Annotated in this window: 21 protein-coding genes and 1 riboswitch; of the genes, 8 read left to right on the plus strand and 13 right to left on the minus strand. The window is 62.4% G+C overall.

Annotated features, from left to right (window positions below):
• Positions 1-381 precede the first annotated feature (381 nt).
• Positions 382-912 (minus strand): hypothetical protein, encoded by a 531-nt coding sequence (locus AC1DVN_RS27940; RefSeq protein WP_477994515.1) that lies wholly within the window; start codon positions 910-912, stop codon positions 382-384.
• A gap of 316 nt (positions 913-1,228) precedes the next feature.
• On the opposite strand from AC1DVN_RS27940, the gene AC1DVN_RS27945 reads away from it, so the two are divergent.
• The gene (locus tag AC1DVN_RS27945; protein ID WP_007727034.1) at positions 1,229-1,750 is read left to right on the plus strand and encodes a 2-oxo-4-hydroxy-4-carboxy-5-ureidoimidazoline decarboxylase; all 522 of its coding nucleotides are present in this window, start codon (positions 1,229-1,231) and stop codon (positions 1,748-1,750) included.
• Between the two features lie 56 nt (positions 1,751-1,806).
• On the opposite strand, the gene AC1DVN_RS27950 is transcribed toward AC1DVN_RS27945, so the two are convergent.
• From AC1DVN_RS27950 to AC1DVN_RS27990, 9 genes are all read right to left on the minus strand, one after another.
• Positions 1,807-2,262: a tellurite resistance TerB family protein gene (locus AC1DVN_RS27950; RefSeq protein ID WP_003941110.1), complete on the minus strand. Its 456-nt coding sequence runs from the start codon at positions 2,260-2,262 to the stop codon at positions 1,807-1,809.
• 84 nt (positions 2,263-2,346) lie between these two features.
• Positions 2,347-3,903: a TerD family protein gene (locus AC1DVN_RS27955; protein ID WP_477994518.1), complete on the minus strand. Its 1,557-nt coding sequence runs from the start codon at positions 3,901-3,903 to the stop codon at positions 2,347-2,349.
• Positions 3,904-3,943: 40 nt separating this feature from the next.
• Positions 3,944-4,837, minus strand: coding sequence for an SGNH/GDSL hydrolase family protein (locus tag AC1DVN_RS27960; protein ID WP_019746740.1), 894 nt, complete (start codon positions 4,835-4,837; stop codon positions 3,944-3,946).
• 158 nt (positions 4,838-4,995) lie between these two features.
• Positions 4,996-6,390: a TerD family protein gene (locus tag AC1DVN_RS27965; RefSeq protein ID WP_019746739.1), complete on the minus strand. Its 1,395-nt coding sequence runs from the start codon at positions 6,388-6,390 to the stop codon at positions 4,996-4,998.
• A gap of 27 nt (positions 6,391-6,417) precedes the next feature.
• Positions 6,418-7,275 (minus strand): hypothetical protein, encoded by an 858-nt coding sequence (locus tag AC1DVN_RS27970; protein WP_019746738.1) that lies wholly within the window; start codon positions 7,273-7,275, stop codon positions 6,418-6,420.
• Entirely contained in the window at positions 7,272-8,381 is a 1,110-nt protein-coding gene (locus AC1DVN_RS27975) for a cysteine protease StiP family protein (protein ID WP_477994520.1), read from the minus strand. Before AC1DVN_RS27975 ends, AC1DVN_RS27970 begins: the two co-directional genes overlap by 4 nt.
• On the minus strand, positions 8,378-9,667 hold the full coding sequence (locus AC1DVN_RS27980) for a phosphoribosyltransferase family protein (RefSeq protein WP_069147297.1): 1,290 nt from the start codon (positions 9,665-9,667) through the stop codon (positions 8,378-8,380). The genes AC1DVN_RS27975 and AC1DVN_RS27980 overlap by 4 nt, the downstream gene beginning before the upstream one ends.
• Positions 9,664-10,821, minus strand: coding sequence for an HpcH/HpaI aldolase/citrate lyase family protein (locus tag AC1DVN_RS27985; protein WP_259349264.1), 1,158 nt, complete (start codon positions 10,819-10,821; stop codon positions 9,664-9,666). The genes AC1DVN_RS27980 and AC1DVN_RS27985 overlap by 4 nt, the downstream gene beginning before the upstream one ends.
• A gap of 92 nt (positions 10,822-10,913) precedes the next feature.
• Entirely contained in the window at positions 10,914-12,059 is a 1,146-nt protein-coding gene (locus AC1DVN_RS27990) for a hypothetical protein (RefSeq protein ID WP_477994523.1), read from the minus strand.
• A 243-nt stretch (positions 12,060-12,302) separates the two neighbouring features.
• On the opposite strand from AC1DVN_RS27990, the gene AC1DVN_RS27995 reads away from it, so the two are divergent.
• The 6 genes from AC1DVN_RS27995 (at position 12,303) to AC1DVN_RS28020 (ending at position 18,733) form a co-directional block, all read left to right on the plus strand.
• The gene (locus tag AC1DVN_RS27995) at positions 12,303-12,878 is read left to right on the plus strand and encodes a TerD family protein (RefSeq protein ID WP_020906049.1); all 576 of its coding nucleotides are present in this window, start codon (positions 12,303-12,305) and stop codon (positions 12,876-12,878) included.
• A gap of 137 nt (positions 12,879-13,015) precedes the next feature.
• The gene (locus AC1DVN_RS28000) at positions 13,016-14,137 is read left to right on the plus strand and encodes a DUF475 domain-containing protein (RefSeq protein ID WP_003941145.1); all 1,122 of its coding nucleotides are present in this window, start codon (positions 13,016-13,018) and stop codon (positions 14,135-14,137) included.
• Between the two features lie 228 nt (positions 14,138-14,365).
• A complete protein-coding gene (locus AC1DVN_RS28005; RefSeq protein WP_477994525.1) occupies positions 14,366-16,360 on the plus strand; it encodes a TerD family protein in 1,995 nt (664 codons plus the stop codon).
• A 104-nt stretch (positions 16,361-16,464) separates the two neighbouring features.
• Positions 16,465-16,839: a GNAT family N-acetyltransferase gene (locus tag AC1DVN_RS28010; protein ID WP_254664999.1), complete on the plus strand. Its 375-nt coding sequence runs from the start codon at positions 16,465-16,467 to the stop codon at positions 16,837-16,839.
• Between the two features lie 18 nt (positions 16,840-16,857).
• Complete coding sequence (locus tag AC1DVN_RS28015; protein WP_019746731.1) at positions 16,858-17,307, plus strand: GNAT family N-acetyltransferase; 450 nt, start codon at positions 16,858-16,860, stop codon at positions 17,305-17,307.
• 64 nt (positions 17,308-17,371) lie between these two features.
• Positions 17,372-18,733 carry a lipase family protein gene (locus tag AC1DVN_RS28020; RefSeq protein WP_041814613.1) on the plus strand — a complete coding sequence of 454 codons (1,362 nt, stop codon included), beginning with the start codon at positions 17,372-17,374 and terminating at the stop codon, positions 18,731-18,733.
• Between the two features lie 18 nt (positions 18,734-18,751).
• On the opposite strand, the gene AC1DVN_RS28025 is transcribed toward AC1DVN_RS28020, so the two are convergent.
• From AC1DVN_RS28025 to AC1DVN_RS28035, 3 genes are all read right to left on the minus strand, one after another.
• Positions 18,752-19,456 (minus strand): MgtC/SapB family protein, encoded by a 705-nt coding sequence (locus AC1DVN_RS28025; RefSeq protein WP_003941187.1) that lies wholly within the window; start codon positions 19,454-19,456, stop codon positions 18,752-18,754.
• Between the two features lie 9 nt (positions 19,457-19,465).
• Positions 19,466-22,159 (minus strand): magnesium-translocating P-type ATPase, encoded by a 2,694-nt coding sequence (mgtA, locus tag AC1DVN_RS28030; protein ID WP_080908868.1) that lies wholly within the window; start codon positions 22,157-22,159, stop codon positions 19,466-19,468.
• A 347-nt stretch (positions 22,160-22,506) separates the two neighbouring features.
• Positions 22,507-22,680: riboswitch (M-box (ykoK) riboswitch) on the minus strand.
• A gap of 45 nt (positions 22,681-22,725) precedes the next feature.
• Entirely contained in the window at positions 22,726-23,310 is a 585-nt protein-coding gene (locus AC1DVN_RS28035) for a TetR/AcrR family transcriptional regulator (protein ID WP_029254386.1), read from the minus strand.
• A gap of 126 nt (positions 23,311-23,436) precedes the next feature.
• Between AC1DVN_RS28035 and AC1DVN_RS28040 the strand changes: the two genes are divergently transcribed.
• Positions 23,437-24,540, plus strand: coding sequence for a membrane protein (locus tag AC1DVN_RS28040; protein ID WP_003941129.1), 1,104 nt, complete (start codon positions 23,437-23,439; stop codon positions 24,538-24,540).
• Positions 24,541-24,544: the final 4 nt, after the last annotated feature.

Here is a 24,544-nt window from a genome sequence, read left to right on the forward strand (position 1 = left end):
GACCCACTACAGATGTCCATGAGGTCCAGCTACCGCCCGGAGTGTCTGCGGAGTCGATCACGCCCTGCATACCCCCACGTCCCAACTACGTACCACTCCTCGGCTCGTCATGACCTCAGTATGTCCAAGACCACGGTGGCTAATGAGCGGAACCCGAAAGCCTGTCAGAACGGGCGGAACTGGGGTAACGAATCTGTGGGGCACTTGATCACCCATGCAACCCGGGCCCAAAATTGTTTTCCTGCAACACTTCTGAACTTCTTAACGCGGTTCTTTTCGGGAAGTTCGAGGGGGTGATCACGTTGGGTATAAGCATTTTTTCGATGCACGCGATCATCGAAAATTCCGAACGCGTGAACGACCAGGAAGGCGAATAGACATTCACCAACAAAGGCCCGAGGCAGTGGCGAGCATGTTGACCACGACCAGTGTCGACGATACGACCGACAGTGTCGCGAGCACGGCCGCAGTCACGGTGCGGAGACGAAGCGCGCACACGACGAATGCCCCAGACCATACGGACAACGTCGCGATCACCAGCCATCCGCCACCGGCCATGTCGCGTTCCGCAGGTCCGTCACAGCTCGTGTCGATTGAATCCCACAGACCGAACAACACCAAGGCCGCCGCCACGAGCGTCCAGACCAATGCAAGGAACAACACGCCGATCTTCCGCCAGATGGTCACATCCTGAGCCTGCACGCGCAGCGACACCCGCGAATCCGTACAACTACTCAACGTCGACCGCGGAACTGGTCTCTTCGCACTTTTCGCAGCGAGCGCCCTATTAACGACCTTGGTGTTCGTTTTGAGCTTGCTGGTGATGGCGATGGTTGCGCTGTCGACGTTCGCAGGGAAGATCCCGACGAGGTTTTCGATGATCCGTGCTTGCAGTGTGAGGTCTCGTTGCACGGCGAAAGAAGGTGCGAAGGCGCCGGTGGCGATCGCGAGCCCGAGCGAGCAAAGCGCCTAGCTGGATACGGGCCGGCCAGAGAAGAAAGTCAGTCACGATCGGGTCTTTTCCCTCCAAGGGGTCCCGGTCTGGAGCCTCGCCGGTGGGGCTCCTGTGTTGTGTGGGTCAGCTCGTTACGCCGCGTTAAGAACCTGAAAACTCGGTGAGCAAACCTTCCTTTCCCAGGTAAAGCAGCGGATTATCGAATTGGCCGCGCATCTGGTTACCGCGCGGCATGTCGAGCGCGCCTGAAGGCACAACGGGCCGGGAGGTCACATGCTGCTACATCAATCGATCGGGTTGGAGCGCTTCAACGAACTACCGCGACAGAAGGCGGTTCACGCATTGTTCGAGTGCTGCTGCTCGCTGACGTGGGCCGGGTGGGTCAGCGACGGACGTCCGTTCGCCGATCACGCGGAGATCCTCTCGCGAGCCGAGGACGCGATTCTCAACCTCTCGGACGAGGACGTCGAACGCGCCCTGCAATGCCATCCACCCGTAGGCGTGCGCAAGAACAGCGTGCCGTCCCACCTCGAGCAATGCTCGATCTGGGTTCCGGACGACGCCGTCATGGCAACCATCTATCGCGCCGGCGAGGAGTACGAGCGGAACTTCGGCTTCCGGTATCTGTGGTGTTCGCACGGCCACGACGCCGACGACCTGCTCGAGAACATCGGCCAGCGCATGTCCAACGAACGGTCCGTCGAGCGCAAGGTCTGCGTCGACGAGCTCGCCAAGATCACGCGGACGAGGATCGAGCGGATGCTGGGACCCGAGGACGGTTATCCCGAGTACTGAAAAGAAAAGCGGGTGCAGCGCTTTCGCGCCGCACCCGCTTTCATGCTCTGAATCGATCAGAGATCGAACTCGGCCGGAGAGATTCCGACTGCAAAACACATGTCGCGTACGACGCCGCGCTCGTGCTCGTCGAAGTTGCCGTCCGCGCCGCCGATGATGATGCCGATCTGGATGACCGCGCGGGCCTGATCCTGCTTCGACTTGAGCTTGGCAATGGTTGCGGTTGCCTCGACCTTGCCGAACTCGTAGTCCGAGGACAGCTTGCTGCAGTACCAGTCGAACTGCTCACGAAGCTCGTCCGGCGGGAAGACCGCGAGCGACTCGTTGCTCATGATCAGCGCGGCGGTCTTCTGACGCTCCGACGGATCGATCGAACCGTCTGCGGCGGCGATCAACGCGCACATTGCCATGCTCGCGTTCTTGAATTCCTTGTTCTGGAACTGGCTGGTCTTTGTCTTGAGCTGGCCGTTCATCTCCTGAGCCTTAGCCTTCAACTGATCCCAGAATGCCATGAGTCTCCTCGAGTATTGCCGCCACACACCGCGCGTGGTCGTACCACCACTCTGCCTGTGCGCTCGGCAATCCGCCATCGGCCACTAGGTGCAGTCGAACACTGCCAGAATTCGCGACTCGGAGATCGGGTCGAGCACGTCCGGGGTGAAGTGCCATTGCGTGCGGGTCCACGGATCGTGAACCTCCGTCTGCCCTGCTGCCGAAAGATGTTGGCACCCCTCGGACAGTGCGGCGACGGATTCTTCCGCGAAGTTCGACTCGTCCTCTCCGACAATCAGTATGGACAAACCGATTGCCGGCCCGCGTTCGGCGAGGAACATGATGGTCTGTGCGTCTTCGGCGGAGTATCCGTGCGGGAAATCGCTGAGGATCAACAGGCGCAGGGAACTCGGGCCATCTGCGACACCGCTCATTCGCGCGAGCTCGCCCATGTCGACGGCCTCGGCCAGTGCCCGCAAGCGCGCCGAGATCTCGGTGTGAGCGGTGATGACCGGGCCCGCGAGCATCGGTGCCAGTCTGTCGGTCAGTGGCGTCAGCGAGCCGGTCAGGTCGACGACGTCGAGTAGCGGCATCGGGCCGGCGGCCATGACGCGCACGGTGACGGCGCTGATCAGTCCGAGCGCTGCTTTGCTCGACGTGCTGTCCACCCAGATGGGCCGACGCAGTGGGAGCGGGACGCAGTAGGGAACGGTGAGCGTGCCGCGGTCCGGAGCCGACAGCTCGCCAAGACGCATACCGTCGCTGACGGCCGTGATCTGGGCCGGATCAGTTGTTCCCGCCCACGACACCGACTTCCACGACGCCATCGACCGTGGGAGCACGCCGTCGATCACACCGAGTTCGTGCGCAAGCTGAGCGCTGTCGCGGGCGTGATTGTCCCGCGCGAGTGAGACGAGGTCGTCGTGACGCTTCTGTGCGGCATCGCGCGCCGCCACTCCCGCTGCCGAGTTCCGCAACGACGGATCTGCGACGGCTGCGGTCAGATCCTCGTCCAAACGGGCAAGCGCGTACTCACTGCTGGAGACGAAGGAAGCGGCAGATCGGGAGGCGTCCTCGAAGATCATCCACGCACGCTCGAGGCCGCGGCCCACCTCCAACGGCTCCACCGCGGAGTCCCACGCGGGCGCGGCTGTCGGGGCTGGTTGTGCCGGCTCGTCGTCGACCTCGACGCCGTGCACCGAGATCAGTTCCGCCAGACCACCCGCATAGCCCTGCCCTACGGCCCGAATCTTCCAGGCACCGGACTTTCGGTACAGCTCCCAGCAGATGACCGCTGTCTCGGTGCCTGCGGTGGGGATCGCGAATTCGGCCAGGACCGAACCGGATTGATCGCTCAGGGTGGCGGAGAGCCCGGCCGTGCGAAAGGCTCCCGCGGCCGTCGCTGCCGGATCCACGCTGACGATGCACAACACTGCTGCGGCATCGGGGTGAAGTCGATCGAGTTCCACCCGGATGCCGCTCTGGTCGAGTTGCACTCCAGCGGTGGATGGTTGGTTGTAGAACACGAAGTCCTCGGACGTCAATGCCCGCAGGTTCGCGTCCGCTACCAGCGCCGACACGTCGAACGGCGTCTGGCTCTCGGCTCGAAACGTCACCACGGGCGCCTGCAGCGGCGCGTTCTGTCCGGGAACAAAAGTCATACCCACAGCAGCGAACTATGCCATGACCGGGCTCTCTCGGTCAGCCTTGCAGGTCCGCCACCACTAGATCGGCCACCGCGGTCATCCCGGCGTCCGTGAAGTGCAAGCGCTGCGCCGTCGACTCCGAGAACAGGCCTTCGAACCAACGCTGATCTGCACTCGCGCACGCATCGTGCCCGCCGGCGATGCTCGCCGCCGCAATGTCGACGGTACGGACACCGTGGGCGTGGGCGACCTCGTCGAACTTCGTGTTGTAGCGAGCGAAGTAGTCCATGAACCAGGATGCGTCGGCGTCTGAGAACGGGATGTTCGGCCAGCATCCGCGAGTGGAGATCATGCCGCCCTCTCCGATCAGGTAGATGCGAGCGTTAGGCGCGCGCTGCGTGACCGCGGTCAGGATGCGATCCAATTCTCCGGCAGCCCGGTCGATTCCGGACTGGGCGACGGAATTCGCGAGCGGGTCGTACCGGCATCCACGATCGGTTCCTGGTCCCGGAGCGACGCACAGGGGGCCGAGGAAGATGCTGTTGGAGTCGTTGCCGCCGATCGAGATGGTAATCAGGTCGGTGTCCGGGTGAACGGCATCGAGCTGGACGGGCCAGTAGTTCGGAATCAGCTGTGGGGTGTCGATGATGTTCTCGGCGCGTGCCGCGCTGCAAGAGACATCAGCGAACTCGGCCACGTCGAGCGCCCGCGAGATTTTGCCCGCGAAGTTCTCGTACGAACGCGAGCAGGCGTCGGGGTACATCGGTTCCAGCCTTGGACCGGAGGCGCGGGAGTCACCGAGGGCGACGTACTTGATCCCGGTCTCGGAAAAACCTGCCGGCGGTGCCGACTGGGGTACCGAAGCCTGCGCGATTCCGGTGCTCACGAGCGCCAGCACAACGCCTGCGACGGCCGCCGCCCGACCGAGAAGTTTCCCTCGAGTGATCATCTACTGTGCCAAGTCCTCTCGCGCACGGCCGCTCGACTGACGGCTCGACATGCCGCATGAGGTTAACGCACGGAGGGGACAACGATGTCCGGTTCGGCGGACGGCGATCGAAACCACCTACCGCCGAACCGGATTCATCTCGACTATGCAGTCTCGACTCAAGCAGTGAGGAAACGTCCCAGCTGCGGCGCAGCTTCTCCTGCGTGCTTGGCCTGGATACCTTCACCGATGGCCTGCAGCTTCCATTCGCCGTTCGCGCGGTACACCTTTGCCATCACCATTCCGGTGAAAGCCATGCCGCCCTGGAGCGTGTATCGAGCGAGCTCGGAGTTGGTGGTGCTGTCCACGAGACGGCAGAAAGCGTTGGAGACCTGCTCGAACGTGTGTCCGCGGTACGAGGTCACGGTGAAGATCACGGTGGTCACGTGAGCCGGGACCCGCTGCAGATCGACGAGCATGACCTCGTCGTCGCCGTCTCCGTCGCCGGTGAGGTTGTCACCCATGTGACGGACCGAGCCGTCCTTGGACGTCAGCTGACCGTAGTAGCAGACGTCGACGAGGTTGCCGTCGGCGTACAGGAGTGCCGAAGCGTCGAGGTCGACGTCGGCGGTACGGCTTCCGAACAGACCGCTCTTCTTGATCGGATCCCAACCCAGACCCATCTGGATCATGGTGAGCGCGACGCCGCCCTCCTTGCGGAGCGTGACCTTCTGGCCCTTGGTCAGGCTGACGGGGCGTCCCTTGACCAGGCTCACCTCGGGCTGCTGCGCCGGCGGCTGGTTCTGCACGGGAGGCGCCGGGGGTGCCTGGTTGTACGTCGGCTGCTGGTTGTACGCAGGCTGCTGCGCCGGCGGGTAGGCCGGCGGCGTCGGTCCCTGGTTGTAGGCGGGCGGCTGGTTGTATGCGGGCGGGGCCGGCGGAACCGGCGGCGCGTTGTACGAAGGCTGCTGCTGCGGCGGCTGGTTGTACGCCGGCGGAGTAGGAGCGACGGACGAGGGCGGCGTGATCGGAGCCGGAGCCGCGACCGGAGTGGGCGGCGGCGGCGCGGGTGCATCGTCGACGGACACACCGTGATCGGTGACCAGCGCGGCAAATCCACCCGCGTACCCCTGGCCGACGGCGCGCACCTTCCACGCACCCTGGCGTCGGTACACCTCGAGCGCGATGACGATGGACTCGGTGGTGAGACCGTCGATCACGTACTCGTACAACACGTTCCCGGCCGCGTCGGAGACCCGAGCGGTGGGAGCAGCGCTGCGCCCGAAGTTCGACGAAGCGTCGTCGAGCGTGATCACGGCGCGAACCTGCTCGATATCGGCAGGGACGCCGGCGAGCGAGACTCGGAGTGAGGCAATGCCACCCGGGTTGGGCACCAATTGCACGCCGGGTCCGGTCGGCTGGTTGAAGAAGACGAAGTCGGCGTCGGAACGAACTTTTCCGTTGCTCGTCACGAGGAGCGCAGACAGGTCAGCGGCTGCAGCCAGCTGAACCGACACAACTACATCCGAGACGTCCAGCGGGCCGTTCTGCCCTTTGGCAAGCGATACAGACAACTAAATCCCCTTCATAGAGAGCGTGTATTACCCGAGCGCGGAAGAGAACCACCGCAATATCTCCGCGCTCGCTGCGATACCGGACCTTTCTGTCACAGTAACGGTCGGCCGTTGCCAATTCAGTTCTTCCAGCTCACCGTGCCTCGGCCGGATCGCGAAATCGGAGTATTCGAGCATGTCCGCATCCAATGCGCCGTCACCTGCCGAGATCACGACTGCGGATTGATCCAGATCACCCGACTCGACCAGTCTGCGGCGCACCTCTGCCAGTGCGCGTGACTTCGACACGGCGTCGGGCATCGTGTAGATCTTCCGGCCTTGACGCGAAACGTTCCAGCCCCGCGTCACGCACCAGTGATTCCATTCGGTTTCGAATTCACTCGGCATCACAGCCAGATCGACGACCAGGTACGGAAACAGGTCGTCGGCAACACGAATGGAGCTGACCCAGCTCGAGTCGATCCGCGATTCCAGTTCCGCCTGAACCTGCGGCAACTCGGCGCCGGACTTGCTGGTCGAACGGTCGATCTCGTTTCGCCACTCGCGATCGGCTTCGCCGTCCACCAGGATGTTTCCGCCGTTGCTCGTAATGGCGTACTTCCACGGTCCGCCGGGAAGATCGATCCGCTGGAACTGTGCGATGGTCCTGGTGGTTGTCGGAATCACCGGAACCCGCGAGCTCAGTGCGGTCAGCAGTTCGATCGATTCGACGCTCATGTGTGAGAGCGGACCGCCGTTGTAGTACTCGACGCACAACGGGCTCGGCGCCGAATCCAGGTCGGAGCCACTGGGATCGCCGCCGATCGCGGCCTGCGAATAGATCATCGTGCGGTCCAGATCCGTAGCGATCAGGACCTGGGACGCAGCGGTGTCCGCACGGCTCACGTGATGTCCTTGATCAGCCCGACACACGAGTAGGCGAGGTCGGGCACCACCTCGACCGGAACCCCGCGGGCCTGCGCCAACAACCGAATGTGTGCATGCTCCGGGGCGTCGAGTTCACGCACCAGAACCTTCCAGGGGAGCCGGCGCAGCAACACCCTGGTTGTTTCTCCGACACCGGGTTTGACGAAGTTGACCGTCGAGATCCCGTACTCGGCCTGCACCTTCTCCACCGACTCCCAGCCGGCCCAGGTCGGCGTCCGATCGGAATCGAGCACTGCAGCAAGAGAATCCGCTGCGTCGCCGCGAACGGAGTCGAACTCGACCGAGACCACGTCGAGCAACCGATTGGAGACGTCGACGTCGGCGAGGTCGGCGTAGAACTTGGCGCCGTGGAAATCGCCGGGCCCGATAAGGGTGTCGTTGAGGACTGTTCGTGAGACCAAGCCGGACACCGTCGAATTGAGGCACGCCGACGCGATCAGGAAGTCGTCGCGGGTTCCGTACGTTCGCACGCAGTGGCCGGGGTCGGCGAGAACAGCCAGATCGGAGTCGAACTTGGCTCCACCCGCCTCGTGGTACTCCGTCAACGCTGCGTCGAGTTCGCGGGCGATGGCGCCCTTACCTGTCCAGCCGTCGACGAAGACGACGTTCTCCGAGTCGTGATGGTGCGCAAGATAATCGAGTGCGACGGAATCGATACCCTTGCCGCGGACGATAGACACTGCATAGTGCGGCAACGTGAGCCCGCGGGTCTGCTGGGCCCAGCGCCGCATCAGAATCCCGATCGGTGTTCCGGCCCGGGCGAGTGAGACCAGCGTGATGTCACTCCCCCGCTCGGCCAAGACCAAGTCCATCACGGTCCCGACAGCGCGCGCCAACCGTGGAGCGCTCTCGGCGAGCACCGTCTCGAACAGATCCCGGTATGTCTGATCGGGTTGGTACTCGATGGGAAGCGACTCGGCATAGTGCGCCTCACCCGACTGAATACGCTTCTCGCGCACGGATACATCCGCTTCGAGATCCACGTGCGAAAGATCTTTGAGCAGCCACTTCACTTCGCCCGGCGCGTACGAACCGAATTCGGGCCCGACCAATGGTTCGTTCATGACGAGCCTCCTGCTCTGGATTCTCGCAGCGCCGACGGATCGGCCCCGCGAACGGTGGCGACCAGGACGTCGGTGCCGGAGTTCCGCAGCACCTCGATCACCCCGTCCATCGCCGTCAACCGATCGGTATCGGCGGGCTCGTCCACGACGAGCAAGGCAAGGGCGTCGACCGCCGCGTCAGGCCACTGCGCGTTGTAAACGTATCGAGGTTCGTTCTCGCCCAGTTCCGGTGCCGGAAAGGTGAACCCGCGACGCAGCGGGTATCCCGGCACGTCGACGACGTAGGCGGGTGAACGCGTCGTGGTCTGGTAACGAACCGCTCGCCCAGAGCTTTCCAAGCCCGCGGCGATGCGCAGTGGCAGGTACATCAACTCCTCGTGACCGATCACGATCACAGCACGCGACGCGTCGATCGACGATCCGAGAATGGACACCGCTGCCGCGACGGCTGACTCGAATGCCGCGGTGTCGCCATCGAGAAAACCGTGCCGGCCACCGTCGGGGACTTGCGCGGGCCACGGCAGATCCATCCGAGACAGCGTGCCGCGGCGATCACCGATCGGGTTGAGGTCTGGAGCATCCAGCGCCGTGACGCGCTCGGTCAGGCCGTCGGGCAGGACCGTCGAACCCGAAGCGAGAGAGACGTAGTCGATTCGTACACCCAGTTCCGTGGCCGCGGCTTCGCTGGCGGCTCGGTGTTCCTCGGTTCTCATGTCCACCAGCGAGGCCACGACATAGCGGCTGCGCGGGCATTGCCCGTGCAGTGCCCGGATGGCATCGATCGCGGTGGCACCGGTGGAGATCTCGTCGTCGACGAGGACCAGTGGCAGGTCGTTCTCGAACAGCTCGGCGGACGTCGGCTGCATCAGATGGCTCGTGGCGTGCGAGTGCCCCTCCTCGAACCCGGCGAGCGTCGTAGCACCTGGCACGTCGCGACGAGTCGAGTGCAGGTAGCAGTGAGCGCGCAGACGGGCCGCAACGCAATGACCCAAACCTGTTGCGGTTTCGGCAAACCCGAGCACGACGACGTCGACACCCTCACCGAGGGTTGTCCGCACCAGATCGCCGAGGTCGTCGGCAGCACCGATGACCACGGACGGCTCGGTGGGCACGTGCTTTCCCAGCACAGTGGACACCAGCAGGTGAGCGCGACGCGGATTCCGCCGAAGACCCGGGATCACCAGATCGGGCACCGAATGCCCGAGCGACGAATCACCGTGAACGAGGTCCAAGCCGAATTCTGCTGTAGCCCAGGGAACGTCCCGGGACTGGACAACCTCTGTCATCGATCGACCAACGCCGTCAGCAACTCGACGAACGTGATGCCCTTGTTGGTCACACCGAACACGTGAGCGCGGAGCGCAGTCTGATGGGCCCAATTGCGATGCGGCTTCATCTCGTTCATCTTGTTCCGGTAGCCGGAGGCCTGCACTCCCCCGGCGTCGGCACCGAGAATGTCGAGGGCATCGTGATATTCCTCGTGCGTGACCGCGGACAGTGCATTGACCGCCGCGACGTGCGACGGGTGGATGACCGTCTTGCCCTGGATTCCGTTGGCGCGGTCCAGCGCGATCTCACGGAGCAGACCGTCGAGGTCGCGGCTGACGAGATGCTGACGGAACCGGACGGCGTCGTGTTCCTCGAACGGGGTGGCGCGCAGCATCGGCCGGAACATGCGTTCGTGATCGGCGAAGTACTCCCACACCGGCCCGGTGATGACAAAACCCGAACCGTCGGCGCGGCCGAGGTAGTTGACGATGTCGGCGATGACGTCGACAACCACGCGCACGTCGTAGATGGTCAGATCGCGGTCGCGGCGGATACCGAAGGTGCTGCACATGTCGGTGGCGCCGATGCGGACGGCAAGGATGCGCTCGCGGTGTTGCGCGAGAATCCCACTGATGGTGCGCAATTCGAGATCACGTGTATCGCGGTGAACCAGCGCGGGTGATTCGAGTACCGGCATCGCGTAGAGATGCTTACCCAGCAGCTCGGATGCGTCCGCGACGGCGTCGAGAAACACGGGGCCAGACTCGCTGCCGAACTTCGGGATGACGAACCCGGTGAGCGCGGCGCGCCCCTCGGTCAACGACGCGGCGACCTTGTGGATGTCCGCGACTTCACGAACCCGCACGAACAGCAGCATGCCGACGGCGTCGGTGGACGCGATCTTGTCGAGAGCGTCAACCGCGTTCGCTCGCGCTGACTCCACCTCGTGATCCGCGACGGCGTCCTCGAGATCGAGCACCATCGAGCTGACGCCCTCGGACGCACGCTTGACCACGATGTCGGCCAACCCGGCTCGGGTGGCAGGAACGTAGAGAGTTGCACCCAGAGCAATCGCGAGCAGATCCCTCTCGTCGGAATCCGCGAACGATCGAGGCGCATGCAGGAACAGTTGCTCCCGCACCTCGTCCTCGAGATGTTGAAAGTGCTGCATTTCTCTTCTCTCTGTAACCGCAATCAAGTCCATGAAACGACCCCCTGTGACAACGCGTCGAGCAACTCCGATCCCCCGATCGGCCCGACCATTCAGTTTTTGCCGGCTCGCGCCCGCATCTTCTCGACAACTTCGGTGATGAACGTCGATACCGAGTCCAGCTGTAATACATACGACCAGTAGTCCGGATGAGTTCCCGACAGTGACGCACTCGCTCGCTCGATCCTTGCTAGTTGAGCATCGAGTACGGAGCCCCACTCCGCCACCAACCCTTGGTTAACAGCGAACATCTGGGCGTCTTTCAGCCGGAAACGAACCTCACGTTCCTTTTGGCTCGGATCTGCCCGAACTGCACGCAGAGTAGCGAGACGGTCCGTCACGGCGTCGGCACACGCTTCGGCGTCGGCGAGGTGCACGCGGGCTTCGGCCATCAAAGCGAGTGCATGTTCGGGGTTTCCCGCAGCCAGCGACTGCTTCGCTTCCTTGAGATCGATGTCGGCCTGATCGATATGCGCTCGACTGCGACTGCTGTTGTCGACGAGGTCAGCGGAACTCGCGGCGTTGAACTCGCGCAGCAGTGCGGAATACGCCGGGTCGAGGCGGTCCACTCGTGTGCGCACTGCCGACAACCTGGTCGAGACCGAGGAGATCGTCATCTCGGCACGGTGCTGGGTCGACGGGGCTTCTGCCAATGCTTCCTCGAGCGCCGATACCGCTACGCGGACACTCTCGGCGCGCGTGCGGACTGCGTCGGCGCGACCGGATGAGCGCGCGTTGTCGAGCGCTGCAACCGCGTCGTCGAGGTGTTCGGAGGCCGTCACCACCGACGGGTACTCGCGATAGCGCTGATCGGTGGCAGCAAGTTTTTCCCGGGCGGCGTTTGCCAGGGTTCGGGCCTGTTGGCCGAGGACGGGAATGGCGGACATCGTGACCGTCGCCTGCTCGAGGTGCGCACGATGCCCGTTGTAGAAGGCGTCGACGCCCTTCGCCGCCTCGACGAGTTCGGCTACCGACTTTTCGAACGCCGCCCGAGCACCGTTCGGGTTCTGGTGGAGTACCTGATCGTTGCCATAGCGCTCGGAGGTGTCGAGGTAGTCCGACGCAGCCTGGAAGCACCGATCCCGAACGGGTTCCCACGCAGCGCGCAACCCTCGCTCGGGATACAGCTCGGCGGAAGCGTCGACTGCTGCCGACGCGATGGTCTGCCGCTTGTCCATGTCGAGGAACGCCGAAACCATGGCCGTCTGCGCCTCCCGCGCACGACTGACCGACTCCCCCACTCTTGCCCCCCGATTGAAGCGCTCCGACCATCTTCCCACCACGATTGAATCCTACGGGTCCAGCACTTCGCTTCTCGGTTCGTAATTCTGCTGTTACGGCGAACACACCGGAACTGCGGTTAGGGTGGTGGAGGTAAACACACTCCCAAGACGACTTCGCGTCGTAGTGGGCCTTGTCTCTCCTCTTGAAAGGACCCCTGAATGGGCGTCAGCTTGACCAAAGGCGGCAATGTCTCTCTCACGAAGGAGGCCCCGAACCTGACTGCAGTGGTCGTCGGCCTGGGCTGGGACGCGCGTTCCACCACCGGAGCTGCTTTCGACCTCGACGCCAGCGCAATCGGCGCAGGCTCGAACAAGAAGGTCCTCTCCGACCAGCACTTCATCTTCTTCAACAACCTCCGCTCGCCCGACGGCTCGATCGAGCACAAGGGTGACAACACGGACGGCGAAGGCGAAGGCGACGACGAGCAGATCGACGTGAACCTCGCAGCGGTTCCCGCCGAGATCGAAAGCGTTGTCTTCCCCGTCTCGATCTACGACGCAGAGGCTCGCTCGCAGTCCTTCGGCCAGGTCCGCAACGCGTACATCCGCGTCGTCGACAAGGCCAACGGCAACGAGCTCGCTCGCTACGACCTCTCCGAGGACGCTTCCACCGAAACCGCCATGGTCTTCGGTGAGCTGTACCGCAACGGTGCAGAGTGGAAGTTCCGCGCAATCGGCCAGGGTTACGCATCCGGCCTGTCCGGCATCGCGCGCGATTACGGCGTCAACGTCTGATCTTAGCTCTCGACGAGCTGACTCGGGGAAGGTTCCGCAGTAGTCTGTGGAACCCTCCCCGTTTTCACGTTCGGATGCGGTGAGAGACCGCTTGCAGTAACCACTCTGCATTGACCAACTAGAAAGGGCCACGCTCCGTGGTACTGCGAATATTCGGTTTATCCATCGCAATTTCGATCCTCGCGATGATCGTTGCGTTCATCTACGGCGGACCCGAGGCACTGTTCCTCGTCATCATCCTGTCGATTCTGGAAATCTCGCTTTCCTTCGACAACGCCGTCATCAACGCCACTGTTCTGCAAAGAATGAGTGAATTCTGGCAGAAGATCTTCCTCACCATCGGCGTCATCATCGCCGTCTTCGGTATGCGTCTGGTGTTCCCGCTCGTGATCGTCTGGGCTGCATCCGGTCTCGGACCCGTAGCCGCACTCGACCTCGCACTGAACCCGCCTGCGGACGACGCCGCGTACTTCGCCAACGGCGAGCCGAGCTACGAAACCATCCTCACCGACGCTCACCCGCAGATCGCTGCCTTCGGCGGCATGTTCCTGCTGATGCTCTTCCTCGGATTCATCTTCGAAGAGCGTGAGATCACCTGGCTGTCCTGGCTGGAGAAGCCCCTCGCTCGCATCGGCAAGCTCGATCAGCTCTCCGTCGTCGTGGCCGGCATCGTCCTGGTTCTCAGTGGTTCTTTCCTCGCTGCTGACGACAAGGTTTCCACCGTCATGATCTCGGGCGTTCTGGGCATGATCACCTACATCGCGGTCAACGGACTGGGTGAACTGTTCAACCTGCCGGAAGAAGGCGAAGAGGAAGAAACCGCCAAGTCCGGCGGCCCCACGCAGCTCGCGAAGGCAACCGGCAAAGCCGGCTTCTTCCTGTTCCTCTACCTCGAGGTCCTCGACGCGTCCTTCTCCTTCGACGGCGTCATCGGCGCATTCGCCATCACCGCAGACCCGATCATCATCGCCCTCGGCCTCGGCTTCGTCGGCGCGATGTTCGTCCGTTCCATCACGGTCTTCCTGGTCCGCAAGGGCACGCTCTCCGATTACGTCTACCTCGAGCACGGTGCGCACTGGGCCATCGGCGCTCTGGCCGTCATCTTGATGGTGTCCATCGGCGTTCACATCAACGAGATCATCACCGGCCTGGTCGGTGTCTTCTTGATCGGCGCTGCTTTCATCAGCAGCCTCATTCGCAACAAGCGAATCGCGAACGCAGATCCGAAGTTGGACGAGAACACTCCGGCAACTGTCTGACGTTCTTTCTCGAAACGCCCGCGACCAATTGGTTGCGGGCGTTTTGTTTGTTATGCCTGAATTGAAACTCTCTGCATTCACAGCCGCGCGCCAATTGTTCAGCCGCGCGTCAAATTCAGCCTGCGGGTGAACAATTGCCCTGCGGGTGCGAAACCGCACAAATCTCGACCCACCCCGGCACAATCAAGAGGCGAAATCCGATTGTGCACAGTGATGAGGGGGAAAGTCGTGGAAGACCAGTTTCTGTCCAAAGGCCAGAACATCGAGCTCCCCGACGAACTCGATCAGATCGACATCGTGATCACCTGGGACAATACGGAATTCGGTGTCGATGCCTCGGCATTGCTTCTGGGTGCCGACGGAAAAGTCAGGTCCGACGCGGACTTCGTCTTCTACAACCAACAGGAATCTGCTGACGGCTCGGTTCGCTATCTCGGCCGCCGCGAAGCCGAATCCGGCCCGCACGAGCGCCTCCTCGTCCACCTCGCTGCTGTACCCGAACAGGTCGATGCGATCGCGTTGGTAGGCAGCGTCGACTCCGGCTCTTTCGGAGACCTCGGCAAACTTGCGCTCCAACTGGTCGATTCCGGCGGCTCTCCTATCGCCGAATACGTCACCGCCGACGCATCCACCGAAACCGCCTTCGTCTTCGGTCAGGTCTATCGGCGCAACGGGAAGTGGAAACTTCGCGCCATCGGCCAAGGTTGGGCTTCAGGACTCGCCGGGCTCGCCGAAGACTTCGGAGTCGACGTGAGCGAGGATGCCCCCGTCGAGGAGCCGTCGTCACCTGAGCTGGAGACACCCCAACCGATATCGGAATCCGATCCACCAGTCACCGAACCCACGACGCCACCAAAGCCCGCACGGCAGCGCGGGGTTCGTACAGCGAAGCCCGTGCCCAAGAAGGCTCCACTACCCGAATTCAAGCACGCCGAGTCCGAGACCTGGCAACCTGCACGACTCTTCTCGGTGATCGGCGTCGGAACCGGCGAGGAACAAGAACGACGCACGACGTCGGCATTGGTTTCCACGATGCAAGCGGTTCCGTTGTTTGCGCGGGCGGTTTCGTCCCGTGTGGGCGCACCGGCCGGCTCGTTCGAGGGCTATGTCGAAGTTCCCTACGTCAAAGGTGAATCTCGGGTGATCCCGGATGCGGTGTGGCGCATCGCCCGCGGAAGCCGGCTCTGGACCGGTTTGCTCGAGGCAAAGACTGGAGCAGGCACCCATACCCGAGAGCAGCTCGAAAACTATCTCGACCTCGCGAAGAAGAACAAGTACGACGTCGTGATCAGCCTGTCCAACGACTTGCCTGCCGGCGCCGGCGAATTACCCGTCGAGGTGGACAAGCGCAAGCTCACCAAAGTTGCGCTGCGGCATCTGTCTTGGGCAGAAGTCATCCACGAGGCCCGGATGGTGCTCTCGCACGGCGGAATCGACAATCCTCTGCAAGGTTGGATTCTCAGCGAATTTCTCCGGTACATCGAACATCCCAAGTCAGGGGCCGAGGAGTTTGTCGACATGGGTCGTCACTGGGTATCGATACGCGATTCCGTCAGCGCCGGGACTCTACGTCCTGGAGATCCGAAGGCAGCGGCGGTCGCTCAGTCGTGGATCGCGCTCGCACGAAATCTTGCGCTGCGGTTCACAGCTGATCTCGGTGTCATCGTCAAACATGTGTTGCCCCGCCGGGTAGTCAACGACGCGGAAGCGCGTACCGCGCTGACGGTCAATGAATTGGCGAACGACGGCACCTTCAGCGCCACCCTCCGGATCCCCGACGCAGCCGGAGAGTTACGGGTTACCGCTGATTTGAGAACCAACAAAGTGAGCTGCAGTACATCGGTTTCCGCTCCTGACGAAGGTACCGCAGGAAAACGGGTTACTTGGGCTTTGCGTCAATTGAAAAATGCACCCGAGGACTTGTTGGTCGAAGCGTTATTCACCGGTCCTGCCGCGTCGACATGCGAGATTCTTACATCGGCCCGAGCAACACCGCGTCTACTGACGGACGGGCAAGGCGGTCAACTCACTTCATTCGTGCTGACACAGTCCTTCCCCCTCGGCAGCAAGCGTGCGGGCACTGCTGCAAGTTTCATCAGCAGCGTCACAAGTTCAGCCGAGGTGTTCTATTCCGAAGTCGTTCAACCACTCCGGGAATGGGTCCCCGCCGCACCTAAAGCGTCCGATCTCCCTCGTGAAGAACAAGTCGATAACGAAGACTGAAATTGAACGAGATAGTCATAGAGCGCGCAACGGACGAGGACGCCGCGGAAATCCTTGTTCTACAACGCTGTTGCTGGGTCTCGGAAGCAATCTCGAACAACAGCATGGACATACCCCCGCTCCACGAGGACCTACCTACGGTCCGAGCCTGGGTTCAGGAGTCGACTGTCTGGACCGCACGACGCGGCGGCCGACTCGTCGGGGCCGTCCGCGGCACAGCCGACGGAACCGCATGGCAGATAGGGCGCCTCATGGTGGCACCGGACCTGGCGGGCAACGGCCTCGGCCGACGCCTCTTGCAGCACGTGGAACAGAACGCTCCGGAGCACACCACAAGTTTCGAGCTGTTCACCGGAAGCAAGAGCGTGCGGAACATTCGCGTGTACACCCGAGCGGGCTACTCCCAATTGCCGCCGGACCCCAGCCACATCCCCGGAGTCGTCTACCTGTCCAAGCCGAACGCCATCAACTCCGAGTGAACGGCGATACTGACTTCTGTGGTGAACATTCGCGTCGCAGCGCAGACAGACTTGCCGTTCTTACGTGAGCACGACTCACACATCGCAGCCGAGGAACTCGCGTCAGTGATCCAACGCGGCCGGATACTCGTCGCCGAGGACAGCGGGAAACCAATCGGATGGCTCCGCTGGGGCTTGTTCTGGGACGAGATTCCGTTCATGAACATGCTGACCGTCCTGTCTTCGAACCGCGGCCAAGGCATCGGGCGCGCTTTGGTCACAGATTGGGAAAAACGCATGAGCCGCGCGGGACACTCGCAGGTCCTCACCTCGACACTCGCCGACGAATCAGCCCAGAACTTCTATCGCGCAATGGGATACACCGACGCGGGAGTTCTGTTACTCCCAGGCGAGCCCTCCGAAATCTTCCTACGCCGAGACCTCGAGCCTGCGCCCGATCTGACCGATCCCCACATTACCCGCGAGTAATATATGGTGGTCGTCACACCGCGATCTCAGGGTGGGGCGTGGCACACCAATGTGGAGGACGAGTATGTCGTCAAGGGTCTTATCTCGCACAGTTGTCGGAGTACTCGCGGTTGCACTGACAGGCGTCGGTGCACCGGCAGCACTCGCGCAGCCGGCTCTTGCCCAGTCCCCTGATGACAGTTTCTACAGCTACGAGGGCGCGGCGCCTCTCTCGTCGTACGCTCCAGGCGCGGTCCTCGAGACTCGCACCGTGCCGTACACCATTCTCAACATCCCGACCCCGATACAGGCAGTGCAGGTTCTCTACCGATCAACCGACGCCCTCGGTCAGCCGTCGGCCAACGTCACCTCGATCCTGCGCCCGGCCAACGCTCAACCGGACAAAGTTGTTTCGTACCAATCCTTTTACGATTCACTGAACCCCGACGACAGTCCGTCGCGGGCTATCGCGGGTAACACCCCGATCGGAGATTGGACGCCGAGTGGGCGTAATTTCAACGTCGGCGGAACCTTCACGTCCATCGAGGCAGCCTTGTTCGGGCCGCTCTTCGCCCTCGGCTACACGATCGTCGTCCCGGACACCGAAGGCCCGGATGCAAACTTCGCTGCCGGACCCGAATACGGGATGATGACGCTCGACGCTCTGCGTGCGGCCAAAGACGTCCCGGAAACCGGAATCACCGACGACGCAGAGATCGCGCTGATGGGGTACTCCGGCGGAGCGATCGCCACCAACTGGGCTTCGATCCTCGCTCCCGCGTACGCACCGGAGATCAACGACAACTTGATCGGTGCCGCGCAGGGCGGCGTGCTGGTCAATCCGGCTAACAACCTTCGCTACGCGAGCGGAAGCATCGGGTGGGGCGGCGTCGTCGGCATGGCTATCGTCGGCGTTGCGCGTTCGTACGACATCGATTTCGGAAAGTATCTCAGTGACCGTGGACGCGACGTCATGGCTCGACTCGAAGACGCGTCCATCGGCAATGTGCTGGCACAGTACCCCGGTCTGACCTGGCAGGAACTGGTCAAGCCCGAGTACGCCGATCCCAATACGGTTCCCGAGTACGTCGATGTCGTGAACAAGATCAACATGGGCACCGCAGCCACACCGACGATTCCGATGTTCATCGCCCAGGCAGCCAACGGCACCATCGAGGGCACCCAACCCGGTGGCCCCGGCGTCGGAGCGGGCGACGGCGTCATGATCACGGGCGACGTCCGTACCCTCGCACGCAAGTATTGCGACGCCGGCCTGCCGATTCAGTACGACCAGTACGACACCATCAGCCACTTCCTCGGCGCCATGCTCTGGCTCCCCGGTGCGCTCACCTGGATCGACGACCGATTCACCGGCAAGCCTGCTCCGTCGAACTGCGCGAATATCGCACCGGGGAACTCTCTTGCGCCGCAGGAACATGCACGCTAGCTGACCGAGACCTCGAATCTACTTCGACGGCTCCACCTCCCAGCGAACGTGAGTCACCAACGGTTCCAGGCTAAGCCGGCTGACGGCGGATTCCAGGAGTCCGTCGTCACGCTCTGCTGCGGCCAATTCCGCGACCACTCGTACGCGGTCGCTGTCCGGGATGTCGAAGGACTGCACTGACCGGAGCTGGAACTCCGGCCTCGAAATGGACTGCACGGTAAGCCCTCTGATGTGAGCTTCGGCGTCACCGTGGCAGGTCACCTCGAAGGTGTAGTCAGCCGGCGGTTCCTCGCGTCCGGTGCGGGCAGGCTGGTGATCCATCATCCGGCCCAACGGCCTCAACAACGTATTCGCCAACATGATCGCACCGGCACCGAACACCGCCACCCAGTACATTCCGCCGCCCGCCAGCGCGCCGACGGCGGCCGTGGCCCACAAGGTTGCGGCGGTGTTCAGGCCGGTGACGGAGGCTCCCTGCTTCATGATCACCCCGGCACCGAGGAAGCCGATCCCCGAGACGATCTGCGCTGCGACGCGCGTCGGATCAGCGTCCGGCCCCTGAAACCCGTACGCGCCCATGATGACGAAGAGCGTCGCACCCAAGCTCACCAACGCGTTGGTTCGCAAACCCGCCATCCTTGCGCGCCATTGCCTTTCGATCCCGACGGCAGCGCCGAGGACGAGTCCGAGCGCTATCCGCACAAGGATGACGTGGATTTCCACGGTGAACTCCTAGAGCCAGGTCGCGAATCGACGGATGAACATTCCCTTGGCCACCTGCGTGACGACGCAGTAAGCCGCGAGAGTGAGGACCAACCACGGGAAGTAGTTCCACGGCAGTGAAACCAACCCGAGGGAATGGCCCCAGGACGTGAACGGGAACACCAGCGCGAAGACGCAGGCGGCGCCCGTGCTGAGCAGTACCGGAAGCGAAGCACGCGACTGGATGAACGGGATCTTGCGGGTGCGGATCATGTGAACGATCAGCGTCTGCGAGATCAACGACTCGATGAACCAACCCGATTGGAACAGCGCTGCATGCTCGGGAGAGTTGGCAGCGAACACGAACCACATCAGCGCGAAGGTCGAGATGTCGAAGATCGAACTGATCGGGCCGATGAACACCATGAACCGGCGAAGGCTCTTGGTCTCCCACTTGCGGGGCTTCGCGAGGAAGTCGTCGTCGACACGGTCCCACGGGATCGTGAGCATCGAGAGATCGTAGATCAGGTTCTGCAACAACAGAACTACGGGAATCATGGGGATGAACGGCAGCAAGGCGCTGGCGACGAGCACGGAGAAGACGTTCCCGAAGTTCGACGACGCAGTCATCTTGATGTACTTCTGGATGTTTCCGAAGGTACGACGCCCTTCGATGACTCCTTGTTCGAGTACGCCGAGGTCCTTCTCCAGCAAGATGATGTCCGCGGATTCGCGGGCGATGTCCGCCGCTGTGTCGACGGAGATGCCGACGTCCGCCGCCCGAAGTGCGGGTGCGTCGTTGACACCGTCACCAAGGAAACCAACCGTGTGGCCGACCCGGCGCAGCGATTCGACAATGCGTGCCTTCTGCATCGGATCCGTCTTCGCGAAGACGGTTGTCCGCTGCACCAACTCGTCGAGGGCGTCGTCGTTCAACGCTTCGATCTCGGCGCCGGAGACCACGGTCCCGACATCGATACCGACTTTGCCGCAGACGGTTTCGGCGACCAGTTCGTTGTCACCCGTCACTACCTTGACCGCGACTCCGTGGCTCGCGAGGGCTTCGATCGCCCCGGCCGCAGATTCCTTCGGCGGGTCGAGGAAGGCCAGCAGTCCGACCAGGGTCATGCCCTCTTCGTCGGCCGTCGAGTACTCGCGGCGCTGCTCTTCGACGACTGTCTTGGTTGCCACCGCAAGCACTCGCTTGCCCTGACCGTTCAGTTCCGCGACCAGACGGTCGACTCGGGCCAGCCATCCCGGCGTCAATTGGTGGGTCACCCCGTCCAGTTCCACCGATTCACAGACCGAAAGGAGCTCTTCCACTGCACCTTTGGTGACGATCAGATCGGCGTCGCCGTGGTCGACCACCACGGAGAGTCGACGGCGCTTGAAGTCGAAGGGAATCTCGTCCACCAACCCGTGCCGACGCGAGATCTCCTCGACCACTTCGGGACCGGCGGCCTCGATCACCGCGTCGTCGAGAAGACTGCGCAATCCGGTCTGATTCACGGAATTGACTGCCGCGAGACGCAATACGTCCTCGGACTTACGTCCGGCAGTATCGAGATGCTCACCGAGAACGATGCGGTCCTCGGTGAGAGTTCCGGTCTTGTCCGTGCACAGAACGTCCATGGCACCGAAGTTCTGAATCGCGTTGATCTGCTTGACGATCACCTTCTTGCGCGACATGTGGAGCGCACCCTTGGCCAGGTTCGCAGTCACGATGAGCGGCAACATTTCGGGGGTCAACCCCACCGCGGTGGCGACGCCGAAGAGTAGTGCTTGGCTCCAGTCCTTGGTCAGTCCGTTGATGATGAACACCGCGGGAACCATGATCAGCATGAACTTGATCAGCAGGTAGCTGACACTGCGCACCCCGACGTCGAAGCTGGTTTCGGGTCGCTTGGACGCCAATTGTGCTGTCATGGCGCCGAAGTAAGTCCGCTTGCCGGTGTGCACCGCGACGGCGGTGCCGCTGCCCGACACGACGGAAGTACCCATGAATCCGATGTTCTCGGCCTCGAGCAGCCGATCGACGTCGATCCCCGTCGACGGTTCCGCCGACTTCTCGGCCGGCATCGACTCACCGCTGAGCATTGACTGATTGACCTGTAGATCTTTGGCCCGGATGATGCGGACATCGGCCGGGATCATGTCGCCTGCGGCAAGCTGGACTACATCACCTGGCAGTAGCTGCTCGATCGGAATCTCAGCCGTGACCACGGTGTTGTTGATCTTGCGAGTGGCCGCGACAGTTGTCGTGACCATGGCCTTGAGTGCCTCGGCAGCCCGAGTCGAACGGTATTCCTGCCAGAACCTCAGGGACACACTGACAAAGATCATCAGCCCGAGGGTGATGATGCCCTCGTAGGAGGGACCGTCTTCCGGGTCTGCCCACACCACGTCGGTCCCGACCATGATCAGGGCGAGGAACACCAGAATCAAGATGAACGGATTCTTGAAAGCTTGCGCGAACTGCACGATCGCCGGTGCCGGGCGGTCGTGGCGGACATCGTTGCGCCCGTATCGCCGACGAAGATCGTCGATCTGATCGTCACGAAGGCCGTTGGCCGTCGTGGTCAGATCTGCGAGAACGGTGCGCGTGTCCGAGGCCGAGTAGTCGACCAATTCCTGTGCGCTTTCTTTTGCCAGGACCGTTGAAGGTGTTTGTTGTGCACTGTTTCTCGTGGGCCGTGGCCGCAATGCGAGAACGGAAAATGACATGACGAATCTCCTCGACTGCCAGCGTGCACGGGACAGTGCCAGTGCATGAGGGCAGCAGAATGCGCTGAACGACAACGGAAGTCGTCAGCGGACGCGACAAAGCCGCGCAGATGAAACCGAGGGTGCGAAGGTCAGAGACTGACGAGCAAAATGCCGGGGTGAGCACCGTCGGTAAGAACAGAAGGATGGGTCGAATATCGACTCGGCGGGTCGTCCACGATGGCCACCTCCTGAAAGTTCGGGGCGTCCGTTGACGCCACACAAAGTACATGCGCACAGCACACGCCAGGAGAACCGAATATCGACGTACTCTCGCCTTCGCCGGAAGAAACCGGCATCAAGCTGCGAAAACACCTCCACGTCCGAGTTTTGGCACTGCACGACGTGTCCCGATCAAGACCGGGAAGCCACTTTGGATCACCCCTTAAGCCGGGGAGATCTGTCCTAACCTTGGGCGTCTCTCGACGTCGTGAGATCAGTGGCCTGTGTTCGTGCAGAAGCCTCACCTAACGAGGTACTGCACCCAGAGGGTAGTTCTCAAATCTGTTGCCTGTCAACCGAGCAACTCAGACGGCGGGCAATCCTGCCCGTGCGACGGCGCCGGCGAAGAGTGCCGTCACGGCGGCACCCATCACGCTCTGATCAACTTCTTCCGGATCCACCGAGTGCTCGAGAACGAGCCCGGATATCAAGGCCATCAACGAGATTGCAGTGGTCCGCACATCGAAGGAATCGTCCACTCCCCATTCGCGGGCACGTTCACCGATCAACTCCACGAGTTGACTGCGCAAGTGGCGACGCTCACGTAAGTACGCCTGAGCGATCTGCGGATCACGTCCGGCGAGCACTCCGAATTCGAGGACGAGCAGTGACCACCCCGGGTCGTCGACCATCCACGTTGCAATGGCCTCGCCACCTTTGCCCGCCGCGTCGGCCGGGTTCATCCCGGCGATCTCGGCAAGCACACGGCCGGCCAGTTCGAGAGACCGTTGCGCGAACAGTTCGGCGAACAGATCCTGTTTCGACTCGAAGTTGGAGTAGACAGCCCCCTTGGTGAAGCCCGCTCGGCGAGCAACTTCAGTGAGACGTGCAGCACTGAATCCGCGCTCCGCAAACTCTTCCGCCGCAGCGTCGAGCAGTCTTTGCCGCACCACGTCACGTCCGGGGCGGGTTACCGGCGTCCAGTCCGGTTGACGAGATTCAGTCACGATACCTAGAGTATTCAATACCTCGGGTATTGACAAGCTCTTTACTTTCGACAAGATCAGGACTCTTTCGTGACCACTACGCATCCGGCACACGCCGCACCAGACAACAGCTCCACCCACGACGAACACCACCACGACAATCTGCTGGTGAAATACGGCGCGCCCAAGGTGATGGCCGCGCTGTTCGTCGGCGTGCTCCTGCTGCAGATGGGCTTCATCCTCAGCTACGTCGCCGCCTTCCATCAGCCGACTCCGCGAGACATCGAAATCGCGGTCATCGCCGATCAGGGCACACCGGACGGCATGGATCAGCAGATCGCCGACAAACTCAACGCCATCGACGGCAGCCCGCTCGACGCTCAGGTGGTCGACAGCACGGCGACCGCTCGCCGCATGATCAACGACCGCGAGATCCAGGGCGCGTTTGTCATCAACCCGGCCGGACCGGACACCCTGATCACCGCGAGCGCGGGAGGCAGCTCCATCGCGACATCACTCGAAGCGGTGTTCACGAAGGTCGAGGCGACGCAGGACCGACAGTTCGTCGTCCGCGACGAGATCCCCGTCGGAGCACACGACAACCGCGGACTCTCCGGCTTCTACCTCTCGGTCGGCTGGGTCGTCGGCGGCTATCTCCTTGCGGCAGCCATCGGACTGTTCATCGGTGCGCCGAAGACCCTCCGCCAGGCAAGCGCACACACGGGCGTGATCGCGATCTACTCGATCATCTCGGGAGCCCTCGGCGCACTCATCACCTCACACGTGCTCGGAACTTTCGCGGGCCACTGGTTCCCACTCTGGATCCTGGGAACAGCCGTGGTGTTCGGCACCGCCATGTTCACACTCGGATTGCGCGCTGCCATCGGCGTTCTGGCAGTCCCGTTGGCTATCGCCGTCTTCGTGATTCTCGGCAATCCCAGTGCGGGAGGCGCATTCGGCTCCAACGTGATTCCCTCGTTCTATGCCGCCATCGGCCGATGGATCACACCCGGCGCCGGCACCGAAGGCGTGCGGAGCATCGTCTACTTCAACAACGTCGGCGTCGGCCAGCCTGCTCTGACGCTTTTCCTGTACGCACTGATCGGTGCGGTCATGCTGTTCGGCTTCACGATCCGTCGCAACCGAAAGTCCACCGACACGACGCCGACTCCAGCTGTGGCGAACGCCGACTAGTCCT

The sequence above is a fragment of the Rhodococcus sp. P4_E4 genome (genome assembly GCF_056401575.1).

Coding starts and splice junctions, on each gene's coding strand:
- AC1DVN_RS27945 (WP_007727034.1), top strand. CDS start 1,229: ATGCTGCTACATCAATCGATCGGGTTGGAGCGCTTCAACGAACTACCG.
- AC1DVN_RS27950 (WP_003941110.1), bottom strand. CDS start 2,262: ATGGCATTCTGGGATCAGTTGAAGGCTAAGGCTCAGGAGATGAACGGC.
- AC1DVN_RS27955 (WP_477994518.1), bottom strand. CDS start 3,903: ATGACTTTTGTTCCCGGACAGAACGCGCCGCTGCAGGCGCCCGTGGTG.
- AC1DVN_RS27960 (WP_019746740.1), bottom strand. CDS start 4,837: ATGATCACTCGAGGGAAACTTCTCGGTCGGGCGGCGGCCGTCGCAGGC.
- AC1DVN_RS27975 (WP_477994520.1), bottom strand. CDS start 8,381: ATGAACGAACCATTGGTCGGGCCCGAATTCGGTTCGTACGCGCCGGGC.
- AC1DVN_RS27980 (WP_069147297.1), bottom strand. CDS start 9,667: ATGACAGAGGTTGTCCAGTCCCGGGACGTTCCCTGGGCTACAGCAGAA.
- AC1DVN_RS27985 (WP_259349264.1), bottom strand. CDS start 10,821: ATGCAGCACTTTCAACATCTCGAGGACGAGGTGCGGGAGCAACTGTTC.
- AC1DVN_RS27990 (WP_477994523.1), bottom strand. CDS start 12,059: ATGGTTTCGGCGTTCCTCGACATGGACAAGCGGCAGACCATCGCGTCG.
- AC1DVN_RS27995 (WP_020906049.1), top strand. CDS start 12,303: ATGGGCGTCAGCTTGACCAAAGGCGGCAATGTCTCTCTCACGAAGGAG.
- AC1DVN_RS28010 (WP_254664999.1), top strand. CDS start 16,465: ATGGACATACCCCCGCTCCACGAGGACCTACCTACGGTCCGAGCCTGG.
- AC1DVN_RS28020 (WP_041814613.1), top strand. CDS start 17,372: ATGTCGTCAAGGGTCTTATCTCGCACAGTTGTCGGAGTACTCGCGGTT.
- mgtA (WP_080908868.1), bottom strand. CDS start 22,159: ATGTCATTTTCCGTTCTCGCATTGCGGCCACGGCCCACGAGAAACAGT.